7 protein-coding genes are annotated in these 14964 nt (G+C 70.5%); 2 read left to right on the top strand and 5 right to left on the bottom strand.

Annotation, left to right across the window (positions count from 1 at the left end; translation table 11 throughout):
- Nucleotides 1–28: 28 nt before the first annotated feature.
- Both KF823_14185 and KF823_14180 read left to right on the top strand, forming a co-directional pair.
- Nucleotides 29–5926 carry an Hpt domain-containing protein gene (locus KF823_14185; GenBank protein MBX3727054.1) on the top strand — a complete coding sequence of 1966 codons (5898 nt, stop codon included), beginning with the start codon at nt 29–31 and terminating at the stop codon, nt 5924–5926.
- Nucleotides 5927–5941: 15 nt separating this feature from the next.
- Nucleotides 5942–6406, top strand: a complete 465-nt coding sequence (locus KF823_14180) for a chemotaxis protein CheW (protein MBX3727053.1) — start codon at nt 5942–5944, stop codon at nt 6404–6406.
- A 712-nt stretch (nt 6407–7118) separates the two neighbouring features.
- Here the strand turns inward: KF823_14180 and KF823_14175 are convergent.
- The 5 genes from KF823_14175 to KF823_14155 form a co-directional block, all read right to left on the bottom strand.
- Nucleotides 7119–8594: a M28 family peptidase gene (locus KF823_14175; protein MBX3727052.1), complete on the bottom strand. Its 1476-nt coding sequence runs from the start codon at nt 8592–8594 to the stop codon at nt 7119–7121.
- A gap of 7 nt (nt 8595–8601) precedes the next feature.
- Nucleotides 8602–10251 carry an amidohydrolase gene (locus tag KF823_14170; GenBank protein ID MBX3727051.1) on the bottom strand — a complete coding sequence of 550 codons (1650 nt, stop codon included), beginning with the start codon at nt 10249–10251 and terminating at the stop codon, nt 8602–8604.
- Nucleotides 10252–10427: 176 nt separating this feature from the next.
- On the bottom strand, nt 10428–12662 hold the full coding sequence (locus KF823_14165; protein MBX3727050.1) for a hypothetical protein: 2235 nt from the start codon (nt 12660–12662) through the stop codon (nt 10428–10430).
- 180 nt (nt 12663–12842) lie between these two features.
- Nucleotides 12843–13592 (bottom strand): 16S rRNA (uracil(1498)-N(3))-methyltransferase, encoded by a 750-nt coding sequence (locus tag KF823_14160; protein MBX3727049.1) that lies wholly within the window; start codon nt 13590–13592, stop codon nt 12843–12845.
- Nucleotides 13592–14953, bottom strand: coding sequence for an adenosylmethionine--8-amino-7-oxononanoate transaminase (locus KF823_14155; GenBank protein MBX3727048.1), 1362 nt, complete (start codon nt 14951–14953; stop codon nt 13592–13594). The genes KF823_14160 and KF823_14155 overlap by 1 nt, the downstream gene beginning before the upstream one ends.
- Nucleotides 14954–14964 lie beyond the last annotated feature (11 nt).

The following is a 14964-nucleotide window of genomic DNA, read 5'->3' as shown; positions in this document are numbered from 1 at the left end:
CCTGCCAGGCCCCCTGAGAGCGAGCGCGATGCGTCCTGACAGCGGAATCGACCAGACCAGCCTGGCGTGGCTGAAGCCCGAGATCGACGCCAGCCTGGCCCGTGCCGGGCAGGCGCTGGAACGCCATGCCGAAGAGAACTTCACCGGTGACGGTGCCAACGAGGCCCTTGCCGCGCTGCACGAGGTGCTGGGCGGCCTGCGCATGCTCGAACTGTATGGCGCTGCGCTGGTGGCTGAGGAAATGGAGGCGCTGGTCGTGGCGCTGTCCAAGGGCAGCGTCCAGCGCGTCGAGGACGCGCTCACCAGCCTGTTGCGCGCCACCTTGCAGTTGCCCGATTACCTGGAGCGGCTGCAGAGCGGCTATCGCGACGTGCCCATCGTCCTGCTGCCGCTGCTCAACGACCTGCGCTCGTGTCGTGGCGAGAAGCTGCTCAGCGAGAGCGTCCTGCTGGTGCCGCCCAGCGACCCGGAACCGCCTTCCCACCTGCCCAGGCCCGGCGAGCGCCTTGCGGCGGCCGAGCTGGAGCGCCGGCTGGTGGCGGTGCGGCGCGACTGGCAGTTCGCCCTTCTCCAGTGGTTCCGCGGCCAGGACAACGAGGCCGCGTTGGCACGGCTTGCCGACGCCTCCACGAAAATCCTCGGCGTGGTCTCGGTACGTCCGGCCCGCCAGCTCTGGTGGGTCGCATCGGCGGTCACAGGTGCGATGCAGGAACACGCGCTGGACGCCAGCATCTCCGCCAAGCTCCTTTACGGGCGACTCGATCGCGAGATCAAGCGGCTGGTGGATCAGGGCGAGGTGCTGTACCAGCAGGTGCCGCCGACCGACCTGTTGCGCAGCCTGCTCTACTATGCCGCCCAGTCGGCGGGTGGCGCCACCGGCGAGGTCCAGGCGGCCTTCCAGCTCGGCGACCTGGTGCGTTCCGATGCCGAGGTCGACGAGGCGAGGGGCGCGCTGACCGGCCGCAACAGTTCTCTGCTCAACAGCGTCGTCCAGGCGCTCGAGGAGGAACTGCTCAAGGTCAAGGACGCCCTCGACCTCTACATCCGCGGCGACCGCGGCGACACCAGCCTGCTCAAGGCCGAACTGGAAGTCCTCGACCGTGTCGCCGACACCCTGGGCATGGTCGGCATGGGCCGCGAGCGCGCCGATGTCCAGGCGCAGCGCACCGCCCTGGCCGGCATGGTGGCCGGCGGCCACGGCGACGATCAGGCGTTGCTCGAGATCGCCGGTGCGCTGATCGGCGTCGAGTCCTCCCTGCAGTCGCACCGCGAGCACCTTGGCGTGGCCGGCGAGGACGCCGGCAGCGGCGAGCGCAGGCGTCTGGCGGCCGCGGTGGTGCGCGAGGCGGCGGTCAACCTTCAGCAGGCCAAGGAGCTTTTCGTCGCCCACCTGGCCGGTGCTGCCGGCAACGACCACAACGTCACCTCCGCCATGTTGCTGCGCGACGTCGCCGGCGCCCTGCGCGTGCTCGAGTTCGAGGCCGCGTCCGAGCGCGCGCTGTCGCTGGCCGGCTTCCTGCGTGCCAGGGACGCCGCGGCGATGCCGCTGTCGGCCGAGGAGATCAACGGATTCGCCGATGCCCTAGCGGGTCTGGAGTTCTATCTGGAACTGGTCGCCGACCACCAGGGTCATGGCGAGGGCGGTCTGGAGCGGGTCACCGAGGCACTGCTGCGGCTCGGCCACTGGCCACCGCGGCTGTCCCTGCGCGACCTGTTCGGCGCGACCGCCGGGGTGGGGCCGGGTACGGCCTCGACCGCCGGGCCCGATGCCTCCGCGCTGGCCGACTCCGCGTCCGCCGCCGCGATCCCCGAGCCGCCAATGCCCGAACGGATCACCGATGAGGTGGTCGAACCCGAGCGCCCGATCGAGGCGACGGCCAGCGCCGGTCTGGAAATCGCCGGACGCGAGCCGTTCCAGGCGTTGATCGACGAAGCCGGCTTCGGTTTCGACGCCGATTCCGCCGCTGGCGCGGATCCAGAGATTCGCGACACCTTCCTCGAGGAGCTTTCCGAGGAGGTTGGCAACCTCGACGCCAGCCTTCCCGGTTACGTCCGCAACCCGGACGAGCTGGAGCTCCTGCGCACCATCCGGCGCTCCTACCACACCATCAAGGGCAGCGGCCGCATGGTCGGTGCCCGTGTGCTGGGTGAATTCGCCTGGCAGATCGAGAACCTTCTCAACCGGGTGCTGGCGGGCAAGCGCCCGGCGAGCCCGTCGGTGATGCGGGTGCTGGAGAACGCCAGTGCAACGCTTCCGGAGTTTCATGCGGCGTTGTGTGGCGACCTGAAGCCTCGTCGTGACATCGCCGGCATCATGGCCGTGGCTGCGGCACTGGCCGAAGGCGAGGAGCTGATGCTGCCGGTCGACGCGATGGCGCCGGTGCGGGCCGATCGACCGCGCCCGCCCGCGCCGGAGGCCGCGGCCCCGCCTGCGGGCATGGCGACACCGGGCATCGAGGTCGCGCAGTCCGCGTTGCAGACCGGGGGCGACGGTTCCGGACCGGAACCGGTCGTGGAGGATGCCGGATTCGCCTGGACGGAAAGCGAGGACGCGACGTCCGCCTGGGAGCCTGCGACCGGCGATGCCGGGGAAATCCTGGACCCGGTGCTGCTCGACATCCTGCGCAGCGAAGTCGCCGGACACATCGGCGTGATCGACGCCTATCTCCACGATTCCCGCGAGAATCCGGCGATGGCGGCGGTGCCGGAGCATCTGCTGCGCGCGGTGCATACGCTCAACGGCGCGTTCGGCGCGGTCGAGCTGCCGGCGGTGACCCAGCTCACGGCGGCGCTGGAAGCTTACGTCCGGCGGCTGCGTGCCTTGCGAAGGGCGCCGTCCGACGAGGGCTACGCGGTCGTGACCGACGCCAGCGGGGCACTTTCCCAGGTGCTGGACCGGCTCGATGCCGGGCGGGAGCTTCCCGACCTGGTGCCGCTTTCCAATCGTCTGGCGTCGCTCACCGAAGAGTTGCAGGAAGTCCGCGAGGACACGGCCTGGCTGGTCGGAGAGCCGGTGCCGCCGGTCGAGCAGCTGCTGGCGGAAGCCGCGCGGGAAGACGCCGAGGCCCGGGCGGCCGAGGCGAGGGCGGCCGACCTGATGGCGACGACCGCTCCCGTGCAGGACGCGGAGCTGCCGGAGTCGGCGGGACAGGCCACCGAGGATCTGCCGGCCATCGATTCCGGGCTGACGGACGGCGAGCTCGAGCGGATGTTCGCTGCCGCCGACGACGGCGAGGATCTGGAAATCGCCTTCGAGGCTGCCGACCTGGCGTCGGGTGGCGCGGACGATGCCGATTCCACTGCGCTGCTTGACTCCTTTCTGGAGCCCACGCCGATCGCGCCGACCGCCGCCGCCGAGCGGGACGAGGAGCAGCCGGGGGGCGGGGAGCAGCCGGCGACATTCGACTGGGCCGAGCTGCCGCCGTCATCCCCGACGGAACCGGCGGCGGAGCCGCAGCAAGCCGCTCCCGACGCGGAATTCCGGCGTGCGGCACCGCTCGAGCCGCTGCCATCGGCCGCCGACGACGGCTGGCAGGCGGTCGAGGGCGACGAGCGGGCCCTGCTGAGATCCCTGCTCGACGGCCAGAAGCCACTGCCGCCGGGCGACATCGATCCCGATCTTGCCGAGCTCTTCCGTGAAGAAGCGCGCGAGATCCTCGACCGCTGCGAGCAGCATCTGGCCCGGGGTGCGGATATCGGCCAGTCCGAGCTGTCCCAGGAGCTGGCCCGCGAGCTGCATACGCTCAAGGGTGGCGCGCGCATGGCCGGTTTCATCGAGGCCGGCGAGCTGGGTCACGCCATGGAGTCGCTGCTGGAGGCGGCAAACAACGAGCAGCGCGACCTCGACGCCGAGGACCTGACCCTGATCGGACGTTGCCTGGATCGCCTGAACGGTCTGGTCTTCGGCGTTGCTGCGGCGGCTGAAACGGCTCAAGTGGCGCCCGCAGCGGCGCCGGCACCGGCCGCGGAGCCGCGCGAACCGGCTTCGCCGCCGCCGCCTGGCGGCGACGGCGCCAGGCGCATGCCCGAGCATGTCGACCTGCATGCGCTCACCGCCGGTGCGGTTCCCGCTGCCGAAGGCGTGGTCACCGAGTTCGTGCGCGTGCGCGCGGACCAGCTCGACTCGCTGGTCAACCTCGCCGGAGAGGTGGGCATCATCCGGACCCGACTGGAGCAGCAGATCGGATCGTTCCGCTTCAGCCTGGAGGAGTTCGAGCAGACCGTCATGCGCCTGCGCGAGCAGCTGCGCAAGCTGGAGATCGAGGCCGAGACCCAGATCCTCTCGCGCGAGGTGCGCGTGCAGGAGCAGAGCGGCGGAACCTCCGGTTTCGATCCGCTGGAGATGGACCGCTTCTCCCAGCTGCAGCAGCTCTCCCGCGCGCTCGCGGAGTCGATGTCCGACCTGCAGTCGATCCAGGGTCTTCTTGACGAACATACCCGGCTCGCCGAATCGCTCCTGCTGCAGCAGTCCCGGGCTGGCGCCGAGCTCCAGGAAGGACTCATGCGCGCGCGCATGGTGCCGTTCGAGAGCATGCTGCCGCGCCTTCGTCGCCTGGTCCGGCAGGAAGCCGAAGCGCTGGGCAAGAAGGTTCGCCTGACCGTCGAGGGCGCCCAGGGCGAACTCGACCGTGGCGTGCTGGAACGCATGGCGGCGCCGTTCGAGCACATGCTGCGCAACGCGCTCGTGCATGGACTGGAAGGCCCGGCCGATCGCCGCTCCGTGGGCAAGGGCGAAGAGGGCGAGCTGCGCATCAAGGTCGCCCGCGAGGCTACCGAAGTGGTCATCGAGGTCGCCGACGACGGCCGGGGTATCGATGCCCAGCGCGTGCGGCGGACCGCCATCGACCGCGGCCTGCTGTCCGCCGAATCGGACCTCAGCGACCGCGATCTGTACGGCTTCATCCTCGAACCCGGCTTCTCGACTGCCTCGGAGCTGACCCAGTACGCCGGTCGCGGCGTCGGCATGGACGTGGTCGCCAGCGAAATCAAGCAGCTCGGCGGCAGCCTGGCGATCGACTCCACCATGGGCCAGGGCGCCAGCTTCCGGGTGCGCCTGCCCTACACCCTGGCGGTCAGCCAGGCGGTGCTGGTCCGGGTCTCGGACCACACCTTTGCCGTACCCATGGTGGGCGTCCAGGGAATCGTCCGGCTCGCCTACGCCAACTACAAGGAGCGCATCCGCGAGACCCGCCCGAAGGTCGAGTACGCGGGAGAGGACTACGAGATCTACGAACTGGATGCGGTGCTCGGCATGCATCCGTCGCTGCTCGACGACAACGCCCAGGTGCCGCTGCTGATGGTGCGTGCCGGCGACCTCAAGGTCGCCCTGCGCGTGGACTCGCTGCTGGGCGGCCGGGAAATCGTGGTCAAGCCGGTCGGACCCCAGCTGGCGCGCATCCCCGGCGTGTTCGGCGCCACCATCCTCGGCGATGGCGCCGTGGTGGTGATCCTGGACGTCTCGGCCCTGTTGCGCCGTGCCGCCGCGCTTCGCGATCGCGGCGACGCGCTGGCGCCGGTGGCGCCGGTGGTGCCGGCGGCCCGCCAGCGGCCGCTGGTCCTGGTGGTCGACGACTCGATCACCATGCGCAAGGTCAGCGCCCGGGTGCTCGAGCGCGAGGGCTACGAGGTGCAGACCGCGAAGGATGGCCTGGACGCGCTGGAGCACGTCCACGAGCGCCTGCCCGACGTCATCCTGCTCGACCTCGAGATGCCGCGCATGGACGGCTACGAGTTTGCCGGCTACATGCGCAACGACCCGCGCTTCCGCGCCGTGCCGATCATCGTCATCACCTCGCGCGTCGGCGAGAAGCACCGGGCGCGCGCCTTCGAGATCGGCGTCAACCGGTATCTCGGCAAGCCCTACCAGGAAGCAGACATGCTCAAGGCGGTCTCCGAGCTGTTGGCCGAACAGCAGTCAGTCAACTAAAGGCCGGCGTATCCCATGGATGAGATCAGAACCGACCTCCGCGGCGTGCTGGTGCCGATCAGCGAGACGCGCCTGCTGCTGCCCAACGCCGTCATCGCCGAGGTCATCACCTTCGTCAGCCCCGATCCGGTGGCGACCAAGGCGACCTGGCTTCTGGGCAAGGTCAATTGGCGCAACTACAGGTTGCCGCTTGTTTCGATCGCGTCCTTCGCCGGCTTCGTTGGCAGGGAGAGCCTGCTCAACGTAAAGATCGCCATTCTCAAGGGCCTCAGCGGCAAGGCCCAGGTGCCCTACCTCGCGGTGCTGACCCAGGGCTTTCCGCGCCTCACCGTGATCGGACCGGAATCGGTTCAGGTCGATACGGCGGCGGAGCGTCGTCCGGGCATCATGATGAGCGTGCGGCTGACTTCGGACGAATCCGACGCCCACATTCCCGACATGGACGCCATCGAGGCGGCGGTCGCGGACGAGCTGGACTAGCAGCCAGTCGACTGATCACCCTCCCGGTCGTTCTTTCGGGACGCCCTGGCCGGCACCGCGCGGGTCGGTCTTGGGTGGGGACCGGGGACCGGGGACCAGGGACCGGGGACCGGGGACCAGGGACCAGGGACCAGGGACCAGGGGCCAGGGGCCAGGGGCCAGGGGCCAGGGGCCAGGGGCCAGGGGCCAGGGGCCAGGGGCCAGGGGCCAGGGGCCAGGGGCCAGGGGCCAGGGGCCAGGGGCCAGGGACCAGGGGCCAGGGGCCAGGGGCCAGGGGCCAGGGGCCAGGGGCCAGGGGCCAGGGGCCAGGGGCCAGGGATCAGGGGCCAGGGATCAGGGGCCAGGGATCAGGGGCCAGGGATCAGGGAGCAGGGATCAGGGAGCAGGGATCAGGGAGCAGGGATCAGGGAGCAGGGATCAGGGAGCAGGGATCAGGGAGCAGGGGCCAAAGGAAGATCGTCCAGGATTCGCACAGCGCGCGCGAATGCTACCGTCTCCCTCCGGGAGACCTGATTGGCGTCGTGTCTCAGCCCGCTGCCAGGCGGCGTTTTACCGGTGCGACGGCACCGCACTTCTCCCCTCCCCCGCCTGCGGGGGAGGGGCGGGGGAGAGGGCTGGCACTTGCCATGATCTGCATCGTTGCCGCCCCAGCAACGCGTACTGGCCAGCGGCCCGCTCGCCAGAAGCCTTCTTGCGCCGCCCCTCGCAGGCCTCAGTCCCAGCCGTCGACGAAGATGCGATCGCTCGCGCCGGCCAGCAGGGACAGGGCGCCCACGTTCATGCGCACGATGCTGCCACCGATCGCCTGTGCGAACGGCCCCAGTGCTGCCGGGGTGTCGCCGACCTGGTGGTACTGCGGATAGCTGGTGGTGAAGCGATGGATGCTCATCACCGCCGGCCGGCCGGCGAGCAGGTAGGGCCAGTGGTCGGAGCAGCAGGTGGTCGACTGGCGCAGGACCAGCGAGGGGTTGAGCGCGGGCGCATAGGCGAGGGCGGCATCGGCGACGACGTCGACCAGAGCCAGGTTGGCGCCGGGTGTGCCGGTGTTGGCCTGGGTCGCGACATTGACGCCCAGGTTGGAGTCCGGCGCCCAGCCGATCATGTCCATGTTGAGCATGGCCTGCACCCGGCCGAGGTCGCCGGCCGACGTGAGCGCGTTCACGTGGCCATGGCTGCCATGCAGCCCCTGCTCCTCGCCCGCGTAGCACATGAACAGCACGCTGCGACGGGGTCGGAACGGGACCACCGCCCGGGCCGCCTCGATCACCCCCGAACAGCCGCTGGCATTGTCGTCGGCACCCGGCGTGTTCGCGGCGCCAGCCGCGGAATTGTTGGCATTGCGGGAATCGTAATGGCCGCCTACCACGATCCATTGGTCGGGCTCGTGGGTGCCGGTCCAGGTGCCGATCACGTTGGCGATCGGTGCCGGGGTGTTGCCGGGCGGGAAGTTGAAGGTCGGTTCGCTCACCGCAAGGCCCAGCGCGGCGAACTCCCCGGCGATCCAGGCGCGCGCCAGCGGCAGTTGCGGCGACCAGCTGGAGCGGTCCCATCCGGTCAGCGTCGACACGGTCTGGAACCAGCGGGCAGCGTCGACGCGGTCGACGATCGGCGCGATTCCGGGATCGGGCGCGACGCCTTCGGGACGGTCCAGCCGGTGCATGCGCGCCAGCGTGGAGTTGGCAGCGACCGGCAGCCAGGCGGGTCCGAGGGGCCCGTCGCCGCCGGCCAGCGGCGGCGCAGGCGCGAAGGATTTCGGACGTCGAAGGAGGTCGTGGGTCGCGCCGCGCCAGACCAGCCAGCCCTGCGGAATGGCCTCGGCGGTCTCGGCACAGCCGCGGGCATGCAGGACCAGGTCGTCCGGCGCCAGGGAGCCGAGATCCGCGACCACACCCCTGCCGGCCAGCGCCTGGCGCAGCATGGCACCGTCGCCGTCAGCCACCACCAGCAGGCGGTCGCCCAGTTCGAGCCACCAGCCGACCCCCGGGTGCCCCTTCAGCGCATCCACCTCGATGGCGGTGGCGTCCTCCAGCGCCAGCAACAGGGCATCGCCGCGCCGATCGGCAGCGGTTGCGGCGGTGCCGATCAGGAGGGCAACGACCACAGTGAGCCGGCGCGGCCAGGCGTACGCGGATGGCGGCCGGCGGCAGGCGGCGGCGGGCAGGTTCTGGGCATGGCGCGGGGTGTTCATCGGGCACTCACTGCAAGGGATCGGCGTTCGCGACCTTGCGGCCGTCGAGCCAGGTGGACACCACGGTCACGCCGCGCAGGCGCGCCGAGGGCAACGAGAAGGGGTCGTCGGAAAGGACGATGAAGTCGGCCCGCCTGCCCGGTACCAGGCCGCCGACCTCGTCCTCGGCGAATCCGGCGTAGGCCGCATCGACCGTGAAACCGCGCAGTGCCGTGGCCAGATCGACGCGCTGGTCGGGCAGCCAGCCGCCGGGCGGACGTCCCTCGGCGTCCTGCCGGGTGACGGCGGCGTGGATCCCGAACCAGGGGTTGACCGGCTCGACCGGGAAGTCCGAGCCGAACGCCAGCCGGGTGCCGGCACCGGCCAGCCTTTGCCAGGCATAGGCGCCGGCGAGCCTGTCGCGGCCCAGTCGCGCCTGCGCCCAGGGCATGTCGCTGGTGGCGTGGATGGGCTGCATCGAGGCGATCACGCCAAGCTCGGCGAACCTTGGAATGTCCGGTGCGCCGACCACCTGGGCATGCTCGATGCGGAAACGTGAGTCGCCATAGCTTCCTTCGAGCACTCGGGCGTAGATGTCCAGCACCATGCGGTTGCCGCGGTCGCCGATGGCATGGGTATTGGCCTGGATGCCGCATCGTGCCGCCTTGGCCACCGCCGACTCGATGCGCTCACGGGGCGTCACCAGCAGGCCGCGATTGCCAGCCTCGTCGCTGTAGTCGCGCAGCAGGGCGGCGCCGCGGCTGCCCAGGGCGCCGTCCATGTAGAGCTTCACCGAGCGCATTTCCAGGCGGCCGTCCGGATGCCGGTAGCGGCCTTCGCGGCACAGCCAGTCGAGCGCCTCGGCATCGCCGTCGGCCATCGCGTAGACGCGCAAGGGCAGACGGTCCTGGTCGGCCAGCCGGCGCAGGAGCCGGAGGGTGTCCAGGCTCACGCCTGCGTCGTGGACGCCGGTCAGACCCAGCCGGGACGCCTCGGCCAGCGCAAGTTCCAGCGCGCGCACGCGGGTCGCTTCGTCCGGTGCCGGTTCCGCCGAACCGATCAGGGCCATGGCTGCGTCGATGAAAACGCCGGTGGCTAGGCCTTCCTCATCGCGCAGGATGCGGCCACCGTCGGGCTGCCAGTCGCCGGACAGGTCGCGCGTGGCCAGTGCCAGTGCGGCGCTGTTCGCCCAGCCGGCGTGGCCGTCGATGCGGCGCAGCCACACCGGACGCCCTGGGAAGGCGGCGTCGAGATCGGCGGCGGTCGGAAAGGTCGCATCCGGCCAGCGGTTCTGGTCCCAGCCGCGTCCGGTCAGCCAGGCGCCCTCGGGCAGCCGTGCCTCGAAGCGCTGCAGCCGGGCGAGTATCTCCTGCTTGCTGTCCGCGCCGACCAGGTCGGCGGACATCAGCGCCATGCCCAGGTTGAGCAGGTGGCCATGGGCGTCGATCAGGCCGGGCAGGACGGGGGCGCCGCCCAGGTCGACGCGCGCGGCCCCGGCGGCCAGCTCATCCAGTTCCTCCGCGGTGCCGAGCGCGACGATGCGGCCCCCGGCATCGACCAGCATGGCCGTCGCCGTGGCCTGGCCGGGATCGGGGCCATGGAAGCGGGCGTTGTGGAAAAGCGTCTGGGCCTGCAGGGGAAGGCTCAGGAGCAGGGCGATCGACAGCAGCAGGCGCATGCAGGGGGGCACGGCGACGGAACGGGACTTGGACTGTGCCGCTGCCGTGGCCGCGCCGCAAGGTGGCGTGCAGCACGATGTGCGAATCATGGGCACGGGGACGCCGCCGGCCCGGAGGCACGGCGGCGTCGGATCACGGATCCGCCGGCCGTCCCTGGCCGGCAGGTGCGCGGACCTCAGTCGCCGACCACGACGTTGTCCATGGTCGACCAGCCGTTGGCCGGCGTGTCGGCGGCATCGATGGTGATGCTGGTGATCGGTGCCGCGGTCACGAACCCACGAAAATCGCCGGGGCCGCTGCTGGTGTAGGTCTCGACGGTGCTGTCGCTCAGGGTGAGCGTCATCGTCCTCGGCACCGCTGCGAAGCTGAAGTCGGTCGCCCAGAAGTTGCCGCCGATGGCGGTCACCGGGGCGCCGGTGAAGGTCAGCACTATCGCATCCAGGGCGCTGTCGGTGGAGATGATGCCCGGCTCGTTGAACAGGTTGTTGGAGCCGGGACCCGTGGCGGTGATCGTGAATGCGAAGCCGTTGCCGCTGAAGTTCATCGACGGGCCGGCACTGCCGCCCGGCACGCTGGCGAAGTCCTCGGCGTAGTAGCCCGGCGAGACGTTCTGCAGGAAGGTCGCCAGGTCGGTGTAGACGCCCGGCGTACCCCCGCCGTTGCAGCCCGGGAAGCCGGTGTCGCACTCGAAATCGCCCCGGAAGATGATGTCCGGCGGCCCGTCGTTGCCGAACGAGATGAACACGACGTCGAAGGGCCCGGGTCTGGAGACCGTCACCGGGCTGCCATCGATCAGCGGGTTCAGGGGCAGGTTGAGCGCCGTCGACGAGTTGGCGATGGCGCCAGGGAAGTCCAGCACGGCGCCGCCGAGGAAGCGGTCGTCTGGCGGCGAGGCCAGATTGTTGGCGAAATTGTAGTTCGAGATCGCCAGGTAGTAGATGCCCGGGGCGAAGGTGCGGGTCAGGCGCGACTGGAGCCCGGTGCCTGGTGCCGGCTGGTCGTCGTTGCCGAAGCCGACGATCGCCAGGCGGTCGCCGTCGTAGACCCACATATCGGTATCGGTGGTGGTCTGGCCGACCGTGGTGATGTCGATGTCGCTGCCGAAGGTGATGTCCGGGCCCTCGACCACGGTCACCGCCTCGATCTCGTAGTTCAGCACGTAGGGATCGGTGGTGGTGCCTGTGCCGGTCAGCCGCACGTAGATGTCGGCCGGGATCTCGCTGGTGTACCACTGCACGAAGCGGGCCGGGGTGGTCGCCGCCGAGCTGGTCTGCACCGCAGTATCGGTGGTGCCGATCACGCCGGCGGCCTGGTTCAGGCCGCGGATGGTGGCGGTGTGCCCGGGAGTGGTGCTGGTGACGATCAGGCGGTGCCGGTAGAAGCCCGCCGTGGCCTGGGCCGCGGTGGTCACCCGGAAATAGTCCAGGCCGACGCCGCTTGCCGACTGGCTGGAGCCGGTCATGACCGCCGGCGTGCTCACCGGCGGCAGCTGCAGAGCATTGGCCTCGGCCTTGCTGTCGTTGGGCTCCACCTCGTTGCCGTTGCTGCCGCAGGTGGTGGGAATCGCCAGCTCCCATTCACCGGGCGGATTGTTGGTGGACAGCGGGATGATCGCGCCGGTGGCCAGGTTGAAGGTGCCGTAGGTGTAGGTGCCGCTGCCGGTATAGATCGCCGCGTACAGGGTGCCGTCGCTGTTGTCGAAGTCCATGCCCTGGGCGAAGTTCGCGGCCAGGCCATGGCCGCCGATCAGGGTCGCGGTTCCGGTGGCGGTATCGATGGAGTACAGCGCGTCGGTGCCGATGTCATGGCCGTACAGATCGCCATCGCAGTTCATCGCGATGTCGATCATCCCGGTCGTTCCGAACGGACCGACCAGGGTGGCGACGGCGGTGGCCAGATCGAGCGTGTACAGGTTGGTGGGTGTGGAATACCAGGCATCGCCGGTGACCGGGTCGATGCTCAGCCCGGTGGGCGGGTCGGCCACCGAAACGTTGGCGATCGGCGTGAATACGCCCGTGCCGGTGTTGATCGTGCCCAGCACCGGGGGCGCCCCGGCCTGTACCGCGTACAGGACGTTGCCAGCGGGGTCGAAATCCAGCGCGAAGAAACTGGCACCGGGATTGCCGACCACGGTCTGCGTGGTGAAATCGTTCAATACGTAGGTCTTGAGGCCCTGGACGCCGCCGAACCCGGTGCTCATGTTGTACGAGAAGCCGGTGTCGGTGGGATCGCGCCATTGCCTGGGCGCCTGCCAGGTCGGGTGCGCCGATGGACCGCCGCACTGGGCCGCGTAGCCGGCCGGTTCGGCCGCTGTGCTGTTGGCCAGCGCGGTGCAGTCGAGCTGGGCTCGGGCGACGGGCGCGGCCAGCGCCGCGACCAGGAGGGTGGGGAACAGCAACGCCGTACGCATGGACTTTCCTCCCGTGGGACCGGTGGCCGTCAGGATGGCGACCAACCGCGCAGGCAGGAGACCCGTCCAGGACCCCCATCGAAACGGGTCACCCGGATGCGCACAGCCGACGCTAATGCGGGACGAACGGGATTGCAATCACTGTTGAAATGTGATGGCCGCCCGGTCTTGGCGGAGTGTTCAGCCTTGCGCCGGCCTGTCCGGGCCGAACTCCCCGGCCAGGGCCAGCAGGGCCGCGCCGGCCACCAGGCCTGCGGTCTCGGTGCGCAGGATGCGGTCGCCCAGACGCGTCGCCAGCCAGCCGGCGCGCAGCAGCTGCGCCAGTTCGATGTCGTCGAAGCCGCCCTCGGGTCCAACCGCGACCGCGACGCTGCTACGCAGGGCCAGGGCCGGCAGCCCAGCCTGGGTGTCCGGGTGGAGCACCAGCCGGGTCGTGGCCAGTCCGGCATCCGCCACCTCGTGGAGGGCCTGCGGCGCGACGATGTCGGGCACCCGGGCGCGCCCGCACTGCTCGCAGGCGCTGCTTGCGACTCTTCGCCAGTGCACCAGGCGCTTGTCCAGGCGATCCCCGGCCAGGCGCACCTCGCTGCGCACCGACACCACCGGGACGATGCGGGCGACACCCAGTTCGGTCGCCTTCTGGATGATCCAGTCCATCTTCTCGCCGCGCGCCAGGGCCTGGACCAGGACCAGTTCCAGCCCGGCTTCGGGGGCGGTGGGCGGAGCGCGCCCCAGGATGCTGGCGGCGAGGCGGTCGCCCGCGCCCGACAGCTCCGCGGGATAGTCGCTGCCGTCGCCATTGAACAGCACCACGGCGTCGCCCGCACGCAGGCGCAGCACGCGCTGCAGGTGCGCCCGGGCCTGCTCCGGCAAGCCGACCATCGAACCAGGTTCGAGCGGCGCGTCGACATGGCATCGAATGGTGCGCATCAGGCCAGCATCACGCCGATTCCCTCGGCGGCCACCTCGACCATCATGGCGATTTCCTCTTCGGTGCTGCAGTAGGGCGGCATGAAGTAGACCACGTCGCCGAGCGGGCGCAGCAGCACGCCCCGCTCCAGGGCGTGCGCGTAGAGGCGACGGCCGCGACGTTCGCCGGGCGGGAACGGCGTCCGGGTCGCCGCATCGGCGACCACCTCCACCGCCGCGATCAGGCCGCTGCGGCGGACGTCGGCGACGTTGGGGTGTCCGCGCAACGGTGCCATCGCCTCTTCCAGGCAGCGTCCCAGCTGCTCGATGCGGGCCAGCGCGGTGCCGTCGTCGAACAGCGCGCAGCTCGCCAGTGCCGCAGCGCAGGCGATCGGATTGCCTGTGTAGGAGTGCGAATGCAGGAAGCCCCTGGCGCTGCGCCAATCGTCGTAGAACGCAGCGTAGACGTCGGCCGTGGTGAGCACCGCCGCCAGCGGCAGGAAACCGCCGGTGATGCCCTTGGACAGGCACAGGAAGTCGGGGGTGATGGCGGCCTGCTCGCAGGCGAACAGCGTTCCGGTCCGCCCGAAGCCGACCGCGATCTCGTCGGCGATCAGGTGCACCTCGTGGCGGTCGCACAGTCGCCGCAGGCCGGACAGCCAGTCCGGATGGTGCATGCGCATGCCGCCGGCGCACTGCACCAGCGGCTCGACGATCACCGCGGCGACCTCGCCGGCATGGCGGCCGAGCAGGGCGTCGAGCTCGTCCAGGCGGCGCGCCGCGATCTGCGCCGCGCTCTCGCCGGGTTCGGCCAGGTAGGCGTCCGGCGAGTTCGCCCACAGCGGCTCCACCAGCAACGGGCGGTAGGGCTCGCGGTACAGGCCGAGATCGGTGACCGACAGGGCGCCCAGGGTCTCGCCGTGGTATCCGCCGGTCAGTGCGACGAAGCGGTGGCGCTGCTGGCCGCGGTTGCGCCAGGCGTGCAGGCTCATCTTCAGGGCCACCTCGACGGCGCTGGAGCCATTGTCCGCATAGAAGACGCGGGCCAGCCCGGGCGGCGCCATCGCCAGCAGGCGCTCGGCCAGCGCCACCGCCGGTTCGTGGCTGAAACCGGCCAGCAGAACATGGTCCAGCCGGCCGAGCTGGGCGGTGATCGCCTCGACGATCGCTGGATGCCGGTGGCCGAACAGGCAGGTCCACCACGAGCTGATGCCGTCGAAGTAGCGGCGGCCCTCGAAGTCGGTCAGCCAGGCGCCCTCCGCGCCGGCCACGGGAACCGGCGGCAACGACTCGTGGTCGTGCATCTGGGTGCACGGATGCCACAGCACCGAGAGGTCGCGCGCGACCAGGCCGGCGTTGCCGTCGGGCGGCTTTGTTATCATCCGGACGAACC

Source organism: Lysobacterales bacterium, from assembly GCA_019634735.1.
Taxonomy (GTDB): domain Bacteria; phylum Pseudomonadota; class Gammaproteobacteria; order Xanthomonadales; family UBA2363; genus Pseudofulvimonas.
The sequence above is the reverse complement of the archived record's forward strand: the minus strand, read 5'-3'. Positions and strand labels throughout refer to the sequence as shown.